17 protein-coding genes are annotated in these 17,603 nt (G+C 30.5%); 14 read left to right on the forward strand and 3 right to left on the reverse strand.

Annotation, left to right across the window (positions count from 1 at the left end; genetic code table 11):
* Window positions 1-24 precede the first annotated feature (24 nt).
* Both recG and H3N56_RS08290 read left to right on the forward strand, forming a co-directional pair.
* Window positions 25-2,079, forward strand: coding sequence for an ATP-dependent DNA helicase RecG (gene recG / locus H3N56_RS08285; RefSeq protein ID WP_185880723.1), 2,055 nt, complete (start codon window positions 25-27; stop codon window positions 2,077-2,079).
* Window positions 2,080-2,128: 49 nt separating this feature from the next.
* A complete protein-coding gene (locus H3N56_RS08290) occupies window positions 2,129-3,838 on the forward strand; it encodes a proline--tRNA ligase (RefSeq protein ID WP_185880724.1) in 1,710 nt (569 codons plus the stop codon).
* Between the two features lie 42 nt (window positions 3,839-3,880).
* On the opposite strand, the gene H3N56_RS08295 is transcribed toward H3N56_RS08290, so the two are convergent.
* Both H3N56_RS08295 and H3N56_RS08300 read right to left on the reverse strand, forming a co-directional pair.
* Window positions 3,881-4,384, reverse strand: coding sequence for a flavodoxin (locus tag H3N56_RS08295; RefSeq protein ID WP_185880725.1), 504 nt, complete (start codon window positions 4,382-4,384; stop codon window positions 3,881-3,883).
* A gap of 2 nt (window positions 4,385-4,386) precedes the next feature.
* On the reverse strand, window positions 4,387-5,112 hold the full coding sequence (locus tag H3N56_RS08300; protein WP_185880726.1) for a ThiF family adenylyltransferase: 726 nt from the start codon (window positions 5,110-5,112) through the stop codon (window positions 4,387-4,389).
* Between the two features lie 212 nt (window positions 5,113-5,324).
* On the opposite strand from H3N56_RS08300, the gene rplU reads away from it, so the two are divergent.
* The 7 genes from rplU (at window position 5,325) to glgA (ending at window position 11,944) form a co-directional block, all read left to right on the forward strand.
* Window positions 5,325-5,636, forward strand: coding sequence for a 50S ribosomal protein L21 (gene rplU, locus H3N56_RS08305; protein WP_185880727.1), 312 nt, complete (start codon window positions 5,325-5,327; stop codon window positions 5,634-5,636).
* Between the two features lie 7 nt (window positions 5,637-5,643).
* Window positions 5,644-5,979 (forward strand): ribosomal-processing cysteine protease Prp, encoded by a 336-nt coding sequence (locus H3N56_RS08310; RefSeq protein WP_185880728.1) that lies wholly within the window; start codon window positions 5,644-5,646, stop codon window positions 5,977-5,979.
* The gene (rpmA, locus tag H3N56_RS08315; RefSeq protein ID WP_185880729.1) at window positions 5,980-6,270 is read left to right on the forward strand and encodes a 50S ribosomal protein L27; all 291 of its coding nucleotides are present in this window, start codon (window positions 5,980-5,982) and stop codon (window positions 6,268-6,270) included. It abuts the gene before it with no gap.
* 110 nt (window positions 6,271-6,380) lie between these two features.
* Window positions 6,381-8,234, forward strand: coding sequence for a 1,4-alpha-glucan branching protein GlgB (gene glgB, locus H3N56_RS08320; RefSeq protein WP_185880730.1), 1,854 nt, complete (start codon window positions 6,381-6,383; stop codon window positions 8,232-8,234).
* A 34-nt stretch (window positions 8,235-8,268) separates the two neighbouring features.
* On the forward strand, window positions 8,269-9,396 hold the full coding sequence (locus H3N56_RS08325; RefSeq protein WP_185880731.1) for a glucose-1-phosphate adenylyltransferase: 1,128 nt from the start codon (window positions 8,269-8,271) through the stop codon (window positions 9,394-9,396).
* Between the two features lie 28 nt (window positions 9,397-9,424).
* Complete coding sequence (gene glgD / locus H3N56_RS08330) at window positions 9,425-10,576, forward strand: glucose-1-phosphate adenylyltransferase subunit GlgD (protein WP_185880732.1); 1,152 nt, start codon at window positions 9,425-9,427, stop codon at window positions 10,574-10,576.
* Window positions 10,577-11,944, forward strand: a complete 1,368-nt coding sequence (gene glgA / locus H3N56_RS08335) for a glycogen synthase GlgA (protein ID WP_185880733.1) — start codon at window positions 10,577-10,579, stop codon at window positions 11,942-11,944. It begins immediately after the preceding gene.
* A gap of 30 nt (window positions 11,945-11,974) precedes the next feature.
* Here glgA and H3N56_RS08340 read toward each other — a convergent pair whose 3' ends face one another.
* Entirely contained in the window at window positions 11,975-13,966 is a 1,992-nt protein-coding gene (locus H3N56_RS08340) for a glycogen-debranching protein (RefSeq protein WP_185880734.1), read from the reverse strand.
* A gap of 144 nt (window positions 13,967-14,110) precedes the next feature.
* Here H3N56_RS08340 and obgE point away from each other — a divergent pair, with 144 nt between their 5' ends.
* The 5 genes from obgE (at window position 14,111) to H3N56_RS08365 (ending at window position 17,599) form a co-directional block, all read left to right on the forward strand.
* On the forward strand, window positions 14,111-15,397 hold the full coding sequence (gene obgE / locus H3N56_RS08345) for a GTPase ObgE (RefSeq protein WP_185880735.1): 1,287 nt from the start codon (window positions 14,111-14,113) through the stop codon (window positions 15,395-15,397).
* Between the two features lie 57 nt (window positions 15,398-15,454).
* Window positions 15,455-16,357 carry a tRNA (adenosine(37)-N6)-dimethylallyltransferase MiaA gene (gene miaA / locus H3N56_RS08350; RefSeq protein WP_185880736.1) on the forward strand — a complete coding sequence of 301 codons (903 nt, stop codon included), beginning with the start codon at window positions 15,455-15,457 and terminating at the stop codon, window positions 16,355-16,357.
* Window positions 16,358-16,431: 74 nt separating this feature from the next.
* Complete coding sequence (locus H3N56_RS08355; protein ID WP_185880737.1) at window positions 16,432-16,848, forward strand: hypothetical protein; 417 nt, start codon at window positions 16,432-16,434, stop codon at window positions 16,846-16,848.
* A 7-nt stretch (window positions 16,849-16,855) separates the two neighbouring features.
* Window positions 16,856-17,251: an ATP-binding protein gene (locus tag H3N56_RS08360; protein ID WP_185880738.1), complete on the forward strand. Its 396-nt coding sequence runs from the start codon at window positions 16,856-16,858 to the stop codon at window positions 17,249-17,251.
* A complete protein-coding gene (locus H3N56_RS08365) occupies window positions 17,252-17,599 on the forward strand; it encodes an STAS domain-containing protein (protein WP_185880739.1) in 348 nt (115 codons plus the stop codon).
* The last annotated feature ends 4 nt before the right edge of the window (window positions 17,600-17,603 follow it).

Raw genomic sequence — 17,603 nt, forward strand, 5'->3', positions numbered from 1 at the left:
CTTTTTTCGTATGGGGGTATATAAGTGTACAAACATATTTATAAAAATTTGGAAACTTTTAATCTTAAAGGATTGGGAGAAAAAACAAATAAGGGATTAAAAAAATTAGGTATAAATTCACTATATGATTTATTATATTATTTTCCCAGAGCTTATGATGATAGAACAAATATGAAGAAAATTGGTGAGTTAAGAGGAGAGGAATATGTTGTTATAAAAGCTAAAATCATGAGCCTAGAATCTCCTCAAGTTAGATCAGGATTAAAAATGGTAAAAGCTAGAGCAACAGATGGAACAGGAGTAATAGAGCTTGTGTGGTTTCAGATGCCATATCTGAAGAAAACATTAAAAGTTGGAGAAGAGTATATATTTATTGGAAATGTTAAAGTTGGTTATATACTTCAAATGGTTGGAGCTGAATATAAATTATTAAAAAATCAAAATAATTTAGGTGGAGAAATTTTACCAATCTATAGCAGTAGTAAAGAAATAACTCAAAACACAATAAGAAGAATATTAAAAGAAGCAATAAATAATTATTTGAATATTTTCCAAGAAAATATACCACCTGAAATAATATCTGAATATAAGATAATGAATAGAATTAAAGCTTTGAAATCAATTCATTTTCCAGAAAATGATAAAATGTTAGAAGAAGCAAAGAGAAGATTCGGGATTGAAGAACTTCTGGTTTTAGAGATGGGAATATTAGAAAAAAGATTTGAAGTTAGTAGTAAAAATAATGGGAAATATAAATTAGATGGAAAGAGTAATTTAGTAAAAGAGTTTTTAAAAAATTTAGAGTTTGATTTAACAAGAGCTCAAAAAAGAGTAATAACAGAAATCCATAAGTGTTTAAATGAGGGGAAAGTAATAAATCACCTTATACAAGGGGATGTTGGAAGTGGAAAGACAGTAGTATCAACGCTCTTATTACTGTATATGATAGAAAATGGATATCAGACAGTTATAATGGCTCCTACAGAAATTTTGGCTACTCAGCACTTGTTTTCAATAAAGAAAGCATTTGAAAAATTAGGGGTAAATGTAGAGCTATTAACAGGAAGTGTTAAAGGAAAGAAAAGAGAGGCTATGCTAGAGAAAATTTCAAATGGAGAAATAAATTTAGTTATAGGGACTCATGCACTTATAGAAGAGAACGTAGTATTTTTAAATTTAGGTTTAGTAGTAATAGATGAACAACATAGATTTGGAGTAGTCCAAAGAAAACTTCTAAGAGATAAAGGGATATTATCAAATTTAATAGTAATGAGTGCCACTCCGATACCTAGGTCATTAGCTCTTAGTATCTATGGAGATTTGGATGTAGCTATTATAGATGAATTGCCTCCAGGAAGACAACCTATTAAAACTAAGTGGTTACAGTCAGAAGAAGAAAAAGAAAAAATGTATGATTTCATTGATAAAAAAATAAAAGAGGGAAGACAGGCTTATTTTGTAGCTCCACTTATAGAGGAGAGTGAAAAACTTTCTATAAAATCAACATCTGAAATATATGAAGAAATTTTACAAAAATTGCCAAAATTTAGAATTGGAGTTCTTCATGGAAAAATGAAATCTTCTGAAAAAGATCAAGTTATGAAAGATTTCAAAGATGGAGAGTTAGATATTCTTGTATCAACACTTGTAATTGAAGTTGGAGTAAATATTCCAAATTCTACAATAATGGTAATAAGTGATGCTGAAAGATTTGGGTTATCAACTCTTCATCAACTTCGTGGAAGAGTAGGTAGAGGAGAGAAACAGTCTTATTGTTTTCTTTTATCAAAGACAAGAAATGAAGGATCAGGAATAAGATTAAAGATACTAGAAGAAACACAGGATGGTTTTAAAATTGCTGAAGAAGATTTGAAACTTAGAAAACCAGGAGAGATATTTGGAACAAGACAGAGTGGAATAAGTGATTTGAAATTTATTGATATAGTTCATGATGTAAAAACTATAAAATTAGTTAAGGATATTTGCACTGATTACTTGTTAAAAACAGATGGAAAGATAGAAAATGAGTTTTTAAGGGTAGATATAGAAGAAAAGTTCAAGGAGAGTTTGACCTCTTAAAATAAAATATGATAGAATATAGCTAAATAAGATAAAGACGGAGGCAAGAATGAGATTTAGTAGATATTATGTAAAAACTCTTAAGGAAACTCCTAAAGAAGCAGAAGTAATCAGTCATAAACTATTACTTAGATCAGGGATGATTAAGAGGTTAGCAAGTGGAATATACACATACCTTCCATTTGGATTAAAAGCACTAAAAAAAGTAGAGGGAATTGTAAGAGAAGAGATGGATAGAGCTGGAGCTCAAGAGATATTCATGCCAGTTTTACAACCAGCTGAATTATGGCAAGAAAGTGGAAGATGGGATGTTATGGGTCCTGAAATGATGAGACTTCAAGACAGACATGAGAGACAATTTGTATTAGGACCAACACACGAAGAGGTTATAACAGATATAATCAGAAATGATATTTCATCTTATAAAGCTCTACCTTTAAATCTTTATCAAATACAGACAAAATTTAGAGATGAAAGAAGACCAAGATTTGGTCTTATGAGAGGAAGAGAGTTTCTTATGAAAGATGCTTACTCATTCCACTCAAGTCTTGAGTCACTAGATGATGAATTTGAAAATATGAAATCTGCATATTCTAAAGTATTTGAAAGATGCGGACTTAAATTTAGAGCTGTAGAGGCAGATTCTGGAGCAATTGGTGGAAGCGGTTCTCAAGAGTTCCACGTTTTAGCTGAATCTGGAGAAGACGAAATAATTTATTGTGATTCATGTAATTATGCAGCAAACGTTGAAACTGCAGCGAGTGTAATAAATCATTTAGAAAAATCAGAATTAAGAGAATTAAAAATGGAAGATACACCTGATGTATCAAAAATAGATGATGTTGTAAAATATTTAAATGTTCCTGTAGAGCAAACAGTTAAAGCTATGATGTATAAAGATATGGCAACAGATGAAGTTTACATGGTACTTATCAGAGGAGATTTTGAAGTAAATGAAGTAAAACTTAAAAATATCATTGATACAGTAGCGGTAGAGATGTTAAATGATGCAGAGCTTGAAAATCATGGACTTATAAAAGGATTTATTGGGCCATACGGAATGGATTTAAAAGAAATTAAAATAATTGCAGACAAATCTGTGTTAGAAATAACTAACCATACAGCAGGTGGAAATGTAAAAGATACTCATTACCTAAATATGAATTACGGAAGAGATTATAAAGCAGAGATAGTAGCTGATATAAGAACTGTTTCTGAAGGTGAAAAGTGTCACAAATGTGGTGGAACATTAAAGAGTGCAAGAGGAATTGAATGTGGACATATTTTCAAATTAGGAAATAAGTATTCAAAAGCTTTAGGTGCAACTTATTTAGACGTTAATGGTAAGAGTCAAGTAATTGAAATGGGATGCTATGGAATTGGAGTATCAAGAACTATGGCTTCTGCAATAGAGCAAAATAATGATGAGAATGGAATTATTTGGCCATCAGCAATAGCACCATTTATAGTTGATGTAATTATTGCGAATATGAAAGATGAAGATCAAGTTAAACTAGCTGAAGAGATATATAATTCTCTTGAGTCAGAAAAAATTGAATCTATGTTAGATGACAGAGATGAAAGAATTGGATTTAAATTTAAAGATGGAGATTTAATGGGATTCCCTTTCAAAGTTGTTTGTGGAAAAAAAGCAGCTGAAGGAATTGTAGAATTAAAAATCAGAAGAACTAACGAAACTATAGAAATATCCAAAGATGAAGTAGTTGCAAAAGTTAAAGAATTAATGAAGCAATACTAAATAGAAAATCCCTGCTATGTGATTACACAGCAGGGATTTTTATTAATTAAATTCTGGTTTTATTTGATTAATCCAATTTTTGATTCTATCCGGAGTATCATCATCTTGATTATTTTCATCTAAAGCTAATCCAACAAACTCATTACCAACTAAGGCTTCACATTCTTCGTAGTGGTATCCATCAATTGATGTGAATCCAACTACTTTACCAGAGTTAGAAATAACAATATCATATAGATGCTTCATAGCACCCACGAAAGATTCACCAAAAGCATATTGATTTCCTAATCCAACGATTCCAACCACTTTACCAGAGAAGTTAGTTTCTTTAAGTTTAGGTAAAACAGCTTCCCAATCCGCTTGAAGTTCTCCCACTCCGTAAGTTGGAGAAACAAATATAAGGTTGTCAAAACTTTCTAATTCATCTATTCCATTAGCAACATCGAAAGTCTCATAATCTGTGCCTCTTAAGTAAAACTCTATTTCATCAACGATTCCAACTGTTTTCCCAGATGTTGAACCATAAAATATACCAATTTTTTTCATTATTAATTTCCTCCTATATTTTTTAACCCACATATATCTTTTATAACCTCACTAGCTATTATAAGACCAGCTACTGATGGAACAAAAGAAATACTTCCAACATTGTTTTGTTTCTCTCTATTTCCGTCATTATTCTTTGGTTTCATAGGAATCTCTCTAGAATAAATGACTTTCAGTTTGTTTATACGTCTTTCTTTTAATTCTTTTCTCATTACTTTAGCTAAAGGGCAAACTGAGGTTTTATGTATATCAGTTACCTCAAGCATAGTAGGATTTATTTTGTTTCCTGTTCCCATAGAAGAGATGATAGGAATATTTTGCTCTTTTGCAATTTCAATTAAATCAATTTTAGCAGTGACAATGTCAATAGCATCAACTATATATGTATATTTATGTTCTTTTGAAAAAAATAAATCAGAATTATGTCTGAAGAATTTTTCTTTGTATGGATGAATTTTAATATTTGGATTTATAGATAAAGCTCTTTCTTTGATTAGTTCTACCTTATCTCTTCCAACACTAGTTTGAGTCGCTATTATTTGTCTATTCATATTTGTTATATCGACTGTATCAAAATCTACTACTGTAATTTCTCCAATACCAGCTCTAACAAGAGATTCAACAGCAAATCCTCCTACTCCACCCACTCCGAAAACTATAACATGGGAATCCTTAAGTTTTTGAAGATTTTCAGTTCCTATTAAAAGTTCAGTTCTTTGAAATATCATTAAATCATCATCCTTTTTATTGTTTACTAATTACATAAAGATTATATAACGGAAATTATATTTTTTCAAGTAAATCCTTTTTTTTAATTGAGGTGATTTATTTATGTTTATTGACAAATATGGTGATATATGCTATTATATCAGATAGATTACGCATGGAACGGGTCTTCAGCAACCCAACCCAGCGATCTTATACTTTTGGAGGTGTTAGAATGTACGCAGTTATAAAAACTGGTGGTAAACAGTACAAAGTTGCAGTAGGTGAAGTATTAAGAGTTGAGAAACTAAATGCTGAAGTTAACACAACTGTAGAATTAACAGAGGTTCTTTTAATAGCTAATGGAGAAGATGTAAAAGTTGGAACTCCAATAGTTGAAGGAGCTAAAGTTGTTGCAGAGGTTGTAGCTCAAGGTAAAGGTGCTAAAGTAGTTAACTTCAAATACAAGCCAAAAACAGGATATCACAGAAAGAAAGGTCATAGACAACTTTTCACTGAGATAAAAGTAACAGCAATCAACGCGTAATTAAATTATGACGAAGATTGAGATTTTTAGAAAAAATGGTAGAGTTATAAGATATAAAGCTACCGGTCATGCAGAGTACGCAAACCACGGTGAAGACATAGTTTGTGCGGCTATCTCAATGGCAATGCAATTCCCATTGGGAGGTATGCAGGACGTTCTTGATATAACGCCAAGATATGAAATTGATCCTGAGGGTTATTTAGAAGTAGATTTAAGAGGAATGGATTTTTCAAGTAAAGGAAATGAAGTTAATACTCTTCTAGATACCATGGTGCTTATGTTGAAAGAGTTATCAAAGGGATATCCCAAACATTTAAAGCTTGTAGAGAAGGAGGAAATTTAAATGCAATTTACATTAAATATACAATTATTTGCAAAGAAAAAGGGACAGGGTTCTGTTAAGAACGGAAGAGACTCTAATCCTAAATACCTTGGAGTTAAGAAATACGATGGAGAGGTTGTTAAGGCTGGAAACATCATAGTAAGACAAAGAGGAAACCAATTCCACGCTGGAACTAACATGGGATGCGGAAAAGATCATACTTTATTCGCTCTAATCGATGGATACGTAAAGTTCGAGAGATTAGGAAGAGACAAGAAACAAGTTTCTATCTATGCTGAGAAAGCTAACTAATAAGAAATTTAAATCGGTAACTATTACAGTTACCGATTTTTTTATTTTTTGTATTGCAAAAAATCAGGAGATAAGGTAATATCAGTACCACTAAATGTACGGAGGAATGTATGAAAAACGAATTAGATATTTACTTGTTTCATAGAGGAGAGCATCGTAAAATCTATGACTATTTAGGTGCTATATTTAATGAGGGGAAATGCGTATTCCGTGTCTGGGCACCAAATGCTAAAAAAGTTCAGATTATTGGAGATTTTAATCAGTGGCAAGGAATGGATATGCGAAAAATAAACAATGAAGGAATTTGGGAAATCTCTTTATCTGGAATTTATAAATATCAAAAATATAAATTTAAAATTTTGGGACAAGATGAGAAGTGGAGAGATAAAGCTGACCCATACGCTAGATATTCAGAAATTAGACCACAAACGGCCTCTATAGTATACGGAGATTTAAGATACGACTGGGAGGATGAGGATTGGATAAAAAAAAGAAAAGAAACCCGTAATCAGCCTGTAAATATTTATGAGGTTCATTTAGGATCGTGGATAAAAAATGGGGATAATTTTTTTAATTATAGAGAGATAGCTGAAAAATTATGTGCCTATGTAAAAGAAATGAATTATAACTATATAGAGATAATGCCTATAAATGAATATCCGTTAGATGATTCTTGGGGATATCAAGGAACAGGATATTATGCGGTCACCAGTAGATACGGAACTCCGGAGGATTTCATGTATTTTGTAAATTATTTTCATAAAAATGGAATAGGAGTAATACTTGACTGGGTACCTGGACATTTTTGTAAAGATAATCATGGGCTTTATAGATTTGATGGAACACCAACATATGAATCAAATTGGAAACTTTTAGGAGAGAATGATGGTTGGGGAACAGCTAACTTTGATTTTTCTAGAAATGAAGTTAGAAGTTTTTTAATTTCCAATGCGTTATTTTGGATGGATAAATTTCATATTGATGGACTAAGAATGGATGCTATTGCCAATATTTTGTATTTGGATTTTGGAAGAGATGGCCATCCAGAACTTAAAAATCAGTATGGTGATAATAGAAATTTATGGGGTATCGAGTTTTTAAAAAGTTTAAACTATGCAATTAAACAAGAATTTCCATATGCTCTGATATGTGCTGAAGATTCAACCTCTTGGGAGGGAGTTACTAAATCAGAATTAGATGGAGGACTTGGATTCGAATATAAATGGAACATGGGATGGATGAATGATACCTTAAAATATATGTCTATAAATCCTATGGATAGAGGTAAATTTCATAAAAATCTAACTTTTTCTCTTGTGTATGCCTTTTCTGAAAATTATATCTTAGCTTTATCACATGATGAAGTAGTTCATGGAAAAAAATCATTAGTAAATAAAATGCCTGGAAATGACTGGGAGAGATTTTCAAACTTAAGATTATTGTATGCCTATATGATTGCTCATCCAGGGAAAAAATTATTATTTATGGGTGGAGAGTTTGGGCATTATTTAGAATGGAGATTTTACGAGGAATTAGAATGGTATTTAATAAATGTTGATTTGAACAAAAAATTAAAAAAATTTGTAAAAGATTTAAACGGATTTTATTTAAATGAAAAAGCTCTTTGGGAATTGGATGGAAATCCAGGTTGTTTTGAATGGATAGAACATAGTAATATTTCTGATAGTATAATTTCATTTGAAAGGAAAGGGAAATTGGAAAATGATACACTTATTGTAGTTTTAAATTTTTCAGGATTGAATAGACAAAAATATAGGATAGGAGTTCCGAAAAATACTGAATATACAGAAGTATTTAGTAGTGACTGTTTAGAGTATGGGGGAAGTGGAATTGGAAATAAAGAAAAAATTATTCCAACAAAAAAAGAGTGGAATGGAAGAAAGCAAAGTATAGAAGTTAATATACCAGCTTTTTCAGTACAATTTTTCAAGAGTAAAGGATAGTTTTGATTAAATAGTATAAGACGGAGGACTAAAAATGGTAAAAAAAGAGATAATAGCTATGATCTTAGCGGGGGGCCAAGGAAGTAGATTGATACCTTTAACAGAAAAGATAGCTAAACCAGCAGTTCCTTTTGGTGGGAGATATAGAATAATAGATTTTCCTCTTAGTAATTGTTGTAATTCTGGAATTGATACGGTTGGAGTTTTAACTCAGTATGAACCTCACCTATTAAATCAGCATATCTCAACGGGGACGCCATGGGATTTGAATAGACAAAATGGTGGGGTGACAGTTCTTCAGCCACATACAACAAAAGTAGGTGGTGGATGGTACAAGGGAACAGCTAATGCAATATATCAGAATATGCCATATATAGATAGTTATTCTCCTGAGTATGTTTTAATTTTATCAGGAGATCATATATATAAAATGGATTATTCTAAAATGCTAAATTTTCATAAAAGAAAAAATTCAGATGCAACAATAGCAGTTTTAGAAGTTCCATTAAAAGAGGCTAGTAGATTTGGAATAATGAATACAGATTCAGAAGGGAAAATTTATGAGTTTGAAGAAAAACCAAAAGTTCCTAAAAGTACATTAGCCTCAATGGGAATATATATATTTAATTGGAAAGCTCTAAAAAAACTTCTGATTGAAGATGAAGCTGAAAAAAAATCGGAAAATGATTTCGGGAAAAATATAATTCCTAAGATGATAGAAAAGAATTATAGCTTGAATGCCTATAATTTCGAAGGGTATTGGAAGGATGTTGGAACTATAGATAGTTTATGGGAAGCACATATGGATTTACTAAATCAAAGTAATAATTTAAATATTTATGATAATAATTGGAAAATTTATACAAGACAAGAAAGTTACCCGCCACAATATTTAGGAAAAGACGCTGTAATTAAAAATTCAATTGTTGACGAAGGTTGTGAAATAGAAGGAACTGTAGAAAATTCAGTAATATTCTCTGGAGTAAAAATCGGAAAAAATAGTAAAGTTATAGATTCGGTTGTTATGAAAAATACTATAATTGGGAAAAATGTAATCATAAATAAAACTATAATAGCAACAGATGTAAAAATAGGTGATGACTTAAAGATAGGAACTGGAGAAGATATTGTAGTTATAGCTGATAAAAAAGAAATTTTATAAATAAAATGCTTAATTTTAGGGGGACAAAATGCTGAATAGATATATGGCTTGTATTTATCTTGAGGATATTCATATTGGGGGATTGACCAAAATTAGAAATGCATCTTCTGTTCCAGTCGGAGGAAGATATAGAATAATGGATTTTGCACTGTCTAATTTAGTTAATGCTGGAGTGCATAACATCGGAATTTTTTTAGAAGAAGAAAATGGACATTCACTAATTGATCATATAGGTTCTGGAGAACCTTGGGATTTGGATAGAAAATCTGATGGGATTTTCTTTTTTAATCCAGCGATAGTAGATGGGAAAATGGCCAATATCAAAGTTTTAGAAAAAAATTTAGAGTATTTTGTAAAGAGCAAGCAGGAGAATATCATTATTATTAATCCTAATATAGTTTATAATATTGATTTGAAAAAAATAGTGGAAGAGCATGAAAAAAATCAAAATGAAATAACTGTAGTGTATAAATCTGTAAAAGAAAAGGTTGATAGTTGTTTTAATAAAACCACTAATTTAATTCTGGAGAATCAAAATGTAGTTGAGTCAGGAATTAATTTTTTTGAAAATGATGGAGATAAAATATCTTTAGATATGTTCATAATGTCAAAATCAAATTTTTTAAAACTTATATTTAAGAGAATAACAGAGGGAAAAGTCACTGGAATAAAAGATGCAATTTTTGAAAATATTAAAAATTATAAGACAAGAGGAATTGAATTTAAAGGTTACGCAAAGTATATAAATTCATTGGAGTGTTACTTTGAATTTAATATGGATCTTTTAACACCTAAAATTAGAAAAGAGCTTTTTTCTGGAGAAAGAAAAATCTATACTAAAATTAAAGATACTCCTCCCACTCATTATGGATCAGAAAGCAAGGTCAATAATTCTCTAATAGCAAATGGATGTTTAATAGAGGGAGAAGTTAAAGATTCTGTAATAGGACGAAGAGTTGAAATTGACAAAGGAGCTGTAGTTGAAAACTGCATTATTTTACAAGGGTGCAAAATTGGGAAGGATGTAAAATTAAAAAATGTTATCATAGACAAAGGAAATGAACTTCCTGAAAAAACACAACTTTGTGGATTGAGAAAATATCCACTGGTTATTGAAAAAAATTTACGTTGGTATGATTCAGAGTTGAAAAAAATACTTGGAGAATTAAAGGAGAGCTAGATGAAGATATTATTTGCGACTGGTGAAGCTTGGCCCTTTATAAAAACAGGAGGTCTTGGTGAGGTTGCTCATTCACTACCAAAATCTTTGAATAGAGCAGGAGTAGATATAAGAGTAATAATGCCTAAGTATAGTTCTATCCCTGAAAAATTTAAAAAAGAGATGGTTTATTTGGGTCATAAATATATAAACTTAGCATGGAGAAGTGTATATGTAGGAGTGGAACAATTGGTTTATGAGGGTGTGACATATTACTTTATAGATAATGAGTATTATTTCAAACGTCATAAAATATACGGAGAATTCGATGACTGTGAAAGATTTGCCTTTTTTTCTAAAGCAGTACTAGAAACATTTGATATAACAGGATTTAGGCCAGATATAATTCATTGTAATGATTGGCACACAGGAATGATACCTCTATATCTAAATGATAAAGGAATAAAAACAATTTTTACAATACACAATCTTAGATTTCAAGGTGTATTTGGAAAAGAGAATTTAGAAGATATTTTGGGAATTGACTATAATACTTATTATAGAGAAGAGGCTATAAAATACAGAGATGGAGTTTCTTTTATGAAGGCTGGAATCAACTACTCTAATTTTGTTTCTACAGTTAGTGAAACTTATGCTAATGAAATTAAAACCAACCATTATGGGGAAGGATTATCTGGATTATTTAACCATATAGATTATAAGTTAAGAGGAATTCTAAATGGAATAGACACAGAAGTTTATAAGCCTTCAAAGAATAAAAAAACAAAAAAGAAAAAATTACAAAAACTAACAGGATTAGAAATAAATAATGAAATTCCAATTGTAAGTGTTGTGACGAGACTAGATAGACAAAAAGGAATAGATTTGATTTCTTGTGTTTTTGATGAAATGATGGAATTAGATGTTCAGTTTATCTTATTAGGTAGTGGTGAGCATCATTATCAAGAGTTTTTTAAAGAACAAGAACAAAGATATCCAGGAAAAGTTTTTGTGAAAATTGGATACAATGAAGACTTAGCAAAAGATATATATGAAGGATCAGATATATTTATGATGCCTTCTGATTTTGAGCCTTGTGGATTATCACAAATGATATCTATGAGATATGGAACAATACCTCTAGTTAGAGAAACAGGAGGACTGGCGGATACAGTAAAACCTTATAATCAGTATGAGAATGATGGAACTGGATTTAGTTTTAAAAATTATAATGCCCATGAAATGTTAAATACGCTGATATATTCTCTTTCAATTTATAAAGATTCTAAAAAATGGAAAGAGTTACAAAAAAGAGCAATGCTAGAAAATAATTCTTGGGAAAATATTAGTTTAAAATATATAGATTTATATGAAGAAGTAATAAAGTAAAAAAAGGTATCCTATGAAGGATACCTTTTTTTACTTTGAAACAAGTATAATAGAACTTCTTGGTCCGAGTTTATAAGATGATATATCTAGAAATTCAGGTTCGTTTAAAAATTCAAACCCAGAGTCTTTAGACGTATCAACAACTCTATACCAATTTTGATTGTTTAATTGTGGTAACTCAAGTTGAATCATAGAATCTGAGGAATTAAAGGCTAAGTATATATTGGTATTAGATAAAGAATCTATAAACATTATCCCTATATTTCTAGAATAATAAGATAAATCTGGAGCGTTTGGCTCGGTTCCATGTAGGGTTATAGAATAAGGAGACGAAGTGTCGGATAAAAAAAATCTGTTGTTCCGCAAAATATCATATCTTTTTCTGAATCTAATCATGTTTTTAGTAAAAAAGAAAAGTTCACGATTATCAATAATCTTGTCCCAATCAAACCAAACTTTTTCATTATCTTGTGAATAAGCATTATTATTCCCAAATTGAGTTCTACCAATTTCATCACCCATTAGGAGCATTGGAATTCCTTGAGACATTAAAAGTAAAACTAAAAAATTTTTAATTTGTTTTTTTCGTAGTGTTATTATTCTTTCATCTGTAGTTTCTCCTTCGAAGCCACAGTTGAAAGAAAAGTTATTGTTTTCTCCATCGTTATTATTCTCACCATTATCGAAATTATTCTTTTGATTGTAACTTACTAAATCCCACATAGTAAAACCGTCGTGGCAAGTAATGAAGTTTAATGATTTTTCTGGAGATGGGAATATATCGGGACTACCTAATATTCTTTTTATTAAGTCTGGAACTTGTCCGAAATCTCCTCTGATAAATTTTCTGGCATTATCTCTAAATTTTCCGTTCCATTCACTCCATTTTATTGGGAAATCTCCTAAAAAATAACCACCTGAAGCATCCCAACTTTCTGAGATTAAAATAGCATCTTTTAAGTCGATATCATTTTGGATATCAGATAATATTGAATTGGGTCCAATCCACTCTCCTTTTTGATTTCTTCCTAATATAGGAGCTAAATCAAAACGAAAACCATCTACACCCATTTCTAAATGCCAATATCTAAGAGAGTCCAAAATTATTTTTTTTGATGGTTCTGTATTACAATTAAATGTGTTTCCGGTTCCGGAATAGTTCATATAGAATTTTTGATCTGGGGTCATCATATAAAATAAACTGTTATCAATTCCCTTAAAGTTATAAATAGGCCCTTTTTCTCCAGATTCAGCTGTATGGTTGTAGACAACATCTAAAATAACTTGAATTCCAGCTTGGTGCAAAGCAGATACCATAGCCTTAAATTCATTGACTTCATCAGCAGGATTTTTGGAAGTAGAGAATTTTTTTGAGGGCGAAAAAAATGAAATGGGGTTATATCCCCAAGTGTTTTTTAATTTTTTCTTTGTGCTAGGATCTTTAAATACAGTATTTTCATCAAATTCAAAGATAGGAAGTAGTTCAACAGTTGTAATTCCAAGATTCTTAAGATAAGAAATTTTTTCGGAGATGCTTTCATATGTTCCGGGGTTTTTAACTCCAGAGTTTGAATTTTTAGTAAAAAGTTTAACTTGTAGTTCATAGATAATTGAATCTTTAAATTCAATATTAGTGGTAACATTTTTAAAATTCTGATTTGTTTGTTTTAGTGTAATCGTTTTGGGAGGAACACCAACCAAAATTGTTGTTATGGACTTACCGTAGGGATCCATAAGGTGATTGAAATAATTAAAACAGTGCCCATGACTATCTTTTGGTCCATCGATAGACCAAGTGTAAAAAGTCTTCTCTGGTAAATTGAGAATTTTTATGTGCCAAATATTTTCAGTTTTATTTAATTTCCCATCTAATTCATAAGAAAAAAAGGGGATGGAGTCATCCTCTTTTTGAAAAAAATTAATTTTAACTTTGGTTGCATTTTGAGAAAAGATTCCAAAATTAGTTCCATCTTCCTCTATAAAATTTCCAAGTTTTGGAGTTCCAACATCTATTTCAAACATCATTATCACCTACTATTTTTTAGTTAATAAGTTATACATTGTTAATGCTAGAAAAGCAAATAAAAACTTAGAAAACTTGCAAAAAACTGAAAAAGAGTGTAAAATAAAATGATTGATAAAATTTGAAATTAAGGAGTGAAAGCTGTGTTTATAGATGAAGTAATAATAACAGTTAAAGCCGGAAATGGAGGGGACGGAGCTGCAACTTTCAGAAGAGAGAAGTGCATTCAGTTCGGAGGCCCAGACGGTGGAGACGGAGGAAAAGGTGGAGATTTAATATTTCTAGCTGATCCAAACATAAATACTTTAATAGATTTTAAGTATAAGAAGTTGTTCCAAGCTGAGAATGGAGAGAATGGAGCAAAGAAGAATATGTTTGGAAAGACTGGACAGGATTTAATAATAAAAGTTCCAGTAGGAACTCAAGTTAGAGAATTTGAAACAGGAAAACTTCTTGCAGATTTGAGTGAGAAAAATGTTGCAAGAGTATTTTTAAAAGGAGGAAAAGGAGGACTTGGAAATACAAACTTCAAGAACTCAATTAGAAAGACTCCTACGATAGCTACAAAAGGAAAAGAAGGAATTGAGATAAAAGTAAAGTTAGAATTAAAACTTTTAGCTGACGTTGCTTTAGTTGGATACCCATCAGTTGGAAAGTCTAGCTTTATAAATAAAGTTTCATCAGCAAAATCTAAAGTTGGAAATTATCATTTTACAACTTTAGAACCAAAACTTGGAGTTGTTAGATTAGGAGAAGAGAGATCTTTTGTAATAGCTGACATACCAGGTCTTATTGAAGGTGCTCATGAAGGAGTTGGATTAGGACACAAATTCTTAAGACATATAGAAAGATGTAAAATAATATATCATCTAGTTGACGTTGCTGGAATTGAAGGAAGAAGCCCAATAGAAGATTATGATAGAATTAATAATGAGTTATCTAGATTCAGTGAAAAGTTAGCTACTAAAAAGCAAATTGTTTTAGCTAATAAAATGGATCTATTATGGGATATGGAAAAATATGAAGAGTTTAAAGCTTACGTAGAGTCTCAAGGGAATGAAGTTTATCCAGTTTCAGTAATATTAGGAGACGGTATCCAAGATGTTTTAAATAAAACTTGGCATGTTCTTCAAGATACTGAAAGAGATGAAATAGAAGAGGAAACTGATATCTTTGAAATTCTAAAACAGATTAGACCTGAAAAAGAAGATTATGAGATAACTCAAGATGAGGATGGAGTATTTGTTGTTGAGGGATCTATCGTTGATGGAGTTCTTGCTAAATACATAATCACTCATGATGAGGATTCAGTTATTAGTTTCTTACATATGATGAAAAACTTAGGACTTGAAGATGCATTAAGAGATGCAGGAGTAGAGGACGGAGATACAGTAAGAATTGCAGATGTAGAATTTGACTATGTTGATTAATAAAGATGGGCTGAACTTTTAAAGTGCAGCCCTTTTCCATTATGAAGGGAGGAGAAAATGAAGGGGATTATTATCGCTGGTCCAACGGGTGTTGGAAAAACAAGTTTATCAATAAAATTAGCTAAAGCTATTGAGGCAGATATAATATCGGTAGATTCAGCACAAGTATATAAAGGACTAGATATAGGAACAGCAAAGATTACTCCAGAAGAAATGGAAGGAGTAAACCATTTTATGATAGATGTAACAGAACCTACAAAAAGATATAATGTTGGTGATTTTCAAAGAGAAACAAATAAAATACTTTCCGAAGAGGAGAGACTTGGAAAAAACATTGTAATGGTTGGCGGAACAGGGTTATATATAAATTCTATAACTGAGGGATTATCATGCTTACCAATGGGAGACCAGAAGTTAAGAGATGAACTTATGACTATAGAAAAGGATGAGTTATATAAAAAATTAGAAGAGGTTGATCCGGAAGCAGCCTTGGAAATACATCCTAATAATAGAAGAAGAGTGGAAAGAGCTCTTGAAGTTTTTTACTTAACAGGAGAAAAATTCTCTGTACTTTCAAAGAAAAACATAAAAGGTAATAATTATAAATTTCTAAAGATTTGTCTTGGAAGAGATAGAGCAGTATTATATGAGAGAATTAATAAAAGAGTTGATATAATGCTGGAGATGGGATTGATTAAAGAAGTTGAAGAATTGTATCACAAATATGGAGAGAGTCTGAAAAAAATAAATATAATTGGATATAATGAAATATTAGAATATTTGGATAAAAGATTAACTTTTGATGAAGCTGTTGATCAAATAAAGCAGGATTCTAGAAAGTATGCCAAAAGACAATTTACATGGTTTAAAAACGATACTAGTTATATATGGTATGACTTGGATAATATGTCAGAAAATGCAATAATACAGGATGTTCTAGAAAAATTTTCGAAGCTTTAGACCCAAATTATTAACTTGATAATTAGATAGTGATGTGGTATCATTATACAGAAAAGCTAGCGGGAGATGGTGTAATGTTTAAAAAGATAAGTGTACTATTAATATTACTTTTAACTGTTTCTTGTTCAAATATTGAAAAAAAAGACTCTTTAAATAACCAAAAAATGAGTCAGGATTTTTATGAAAAAATTCAAAATGAAAAATTATTAAATGAACTTCTAACTAATATAAAAAATGAATTAGAAAAAAATAAAACTAATTTATTTACTTCTTCAATAGATATGCCTATGAAAAAGAGATTTATTACGAACGAATTGAATATGTATGATTTTTCTAAAATGAATATTTCTTATACAAAACCAATAATTTCTAATAAAAGAGCAGAAAATACGGTAGCTTTTAGATTTGATGAACAGATTACTTATTTTAAGATTGGATATGAATTAAAAAACAAAGAATGGAAAATAGTTGAATTTGAAGAGAGAAGGTGAATGAAGGATGTTAAAAAATGAGATTAGATTATACGTACCTTCTTCTTTAAAAAATCTTTCTCTTATCAGAGCCCTTGCTAGAACATATTTAGAGCTTCAGAAATTAGATCAAAAAGATATAATGCAAATATTATCTATAATTGATGAGCTTTCAACAAATGTTGTAGAGCATGGATACCAATACCAACCAGGAGATATAATAATAGAACTTCAAAAGCAAGGAGATACTATTTATCTGATTGTGGAAGATAATGGTGTTGGTTTTGATGAGGAAAAAAAGAGTAAGGAAGAAGGGGGCATGGGACTATTTATAGCCAAAGCCATAGCTGATGATTTTAGAATAGAAAAAAAGTTGAATGGAACCAAATTTAAAGTTGAAAAGAAAATTAGGGAGGTAGAGTAAATGACTACAAACTTTGAAATGATCGAAAAAAATGTTGGGGATATAAAAGTAATTAAGGTAATAGGTGAGCTTGATGCTTTAGTTGCACCAAAATTAAAAGATAGAATCAGTAAATTAGTTGAAATGGATACTACAAAATTTGTTATAGATTTTGATGGTCTTGTTCATATCAACAGTTTGGCTATGGGTATATTAAGAGGAAAATTAAGAGTTGTAAAAGAAATGGGCGGAGATATTAAGTTAATTAATTTAAATGAGCATATTAGAACTATATTTGAAATGATTGGATTAGATGAAATATTTGAAATCTATAAGAGTGAAGACGAGGCTGTAGAAAGTTTTAGATAATAAA

The organism is Cetobacterium sp. 2A, from assembly GCF_014250685.1.
Classification (GTDB): domain Bacteria; phylum Fusobacteriota; class Fusobacteriia; order Fusobacteriales; family Fusobacteriaceae; genus Cetobacterium.

Excerpts from the sequence above, each read along its gene's own strand:
- H3N56_RS08290 (WP_185880724.1), top strand. The coding sequence starts at position 2,129 with ATGAGATTTAGTAGATATTATGTAAAAACTCTTAAGGAAACTCCTAAA.
- H3N56_RS08295 (WP_185880725.1), bottom strand. The coding sequence starts at position 4,384 with ATGAAAAAAATTGGTATATTTTATGGTTCAACATCTGGGAAAACAGTT.
- H3N56_RS08300 (WP_185880726.1), bottom strand. The coding sequence starts at position 5,112 with ATGATATTTCAAAGAACTGAACTTTTAATAGGAACTGAAAATCTTCAA.
- rplU (WP_185880727.1), top strand. The coding sequence starts at position 5,325 with ATGTACGCAGTTATAAAAACTGGTGGTAAACAGTACAAAGTTGCAGTA.
- H3N56_RS08310 (WP_185880728.1), top strand. The coding sequence starts at position 5,644 with ATGACGAAGATTGAGATTTTTAGAAAAAATGGTAGAGTTATAAGATAT.
- rpmA (WP_185880729.1), top strand. The coding sequence starts at position 5,980 with ATGCAATTTACATTAAATATACAATTATTTGCAAAGAAAAAGGGACAG.
- glgB (WP_185880730.1), top strand. The coding sequence starts at position 6,381 with ATGAAAAACGAATTAGATATTTACTTGTTTCATAGAGGAGAGCATCGT.
- H3N56_RS08325 (WP_185880731.1), top strand. The coding sequence starts at position 8,269 with ATGGTAAAAAAAGAGATAATAGCTATGATCTTAGCGGGGGGCCAAGGA.
- glgD (WP_185880732.1), top strand. The coding sequence starts at position 9,425 with ATGCTGAATAGATATATGGCTTGTATTTATCTTGAGGATATTCATATT.
- glgA (WP_185880733.1), top strand. The coding sequence starts at position 10,577 with ATGAAGATATTATTTGCGACTGGTGAAGCTTGGCCCTTTATAAAAACA.
- H3N56_RS08340 (WP_185880734.1), bottom strand. The coding sequence starts at position 13,966 with ATGTTTGAAATAGATGTTGGAACTCCAAAACTTGGAAATTTTATAGAG.
- miaA (WP_185880736.1), top strand. The coding sequence starts at position 15,455 with ATGAAGGGGATTATTATCGCTGGTCCAACGGGTGTTGGAAAAACAAGT.
- H3N56_RS08355 (WP_185880737.1), top strand. The coding sequence starts at position 16,432 with ATGTTTAAAAAGATAAGTGTACTATTAATATTACTTTTAACTGTTTCT.
- H3N56_RS08360 (WP_185880738.1), top strand. The coding sequence starts at position 16,856 with ATGTTAAAAAATGAGATTAGATTATACGTACCTTCTTCTTTAAAAAAT.
- H3N56_RS08365 (WP_185880739.1), top strand. The coding sequence starts at position 17,252 with ATGACTACAAACTTTGAAATGATCGAAAAAAATGTTGGGGATATAAAA.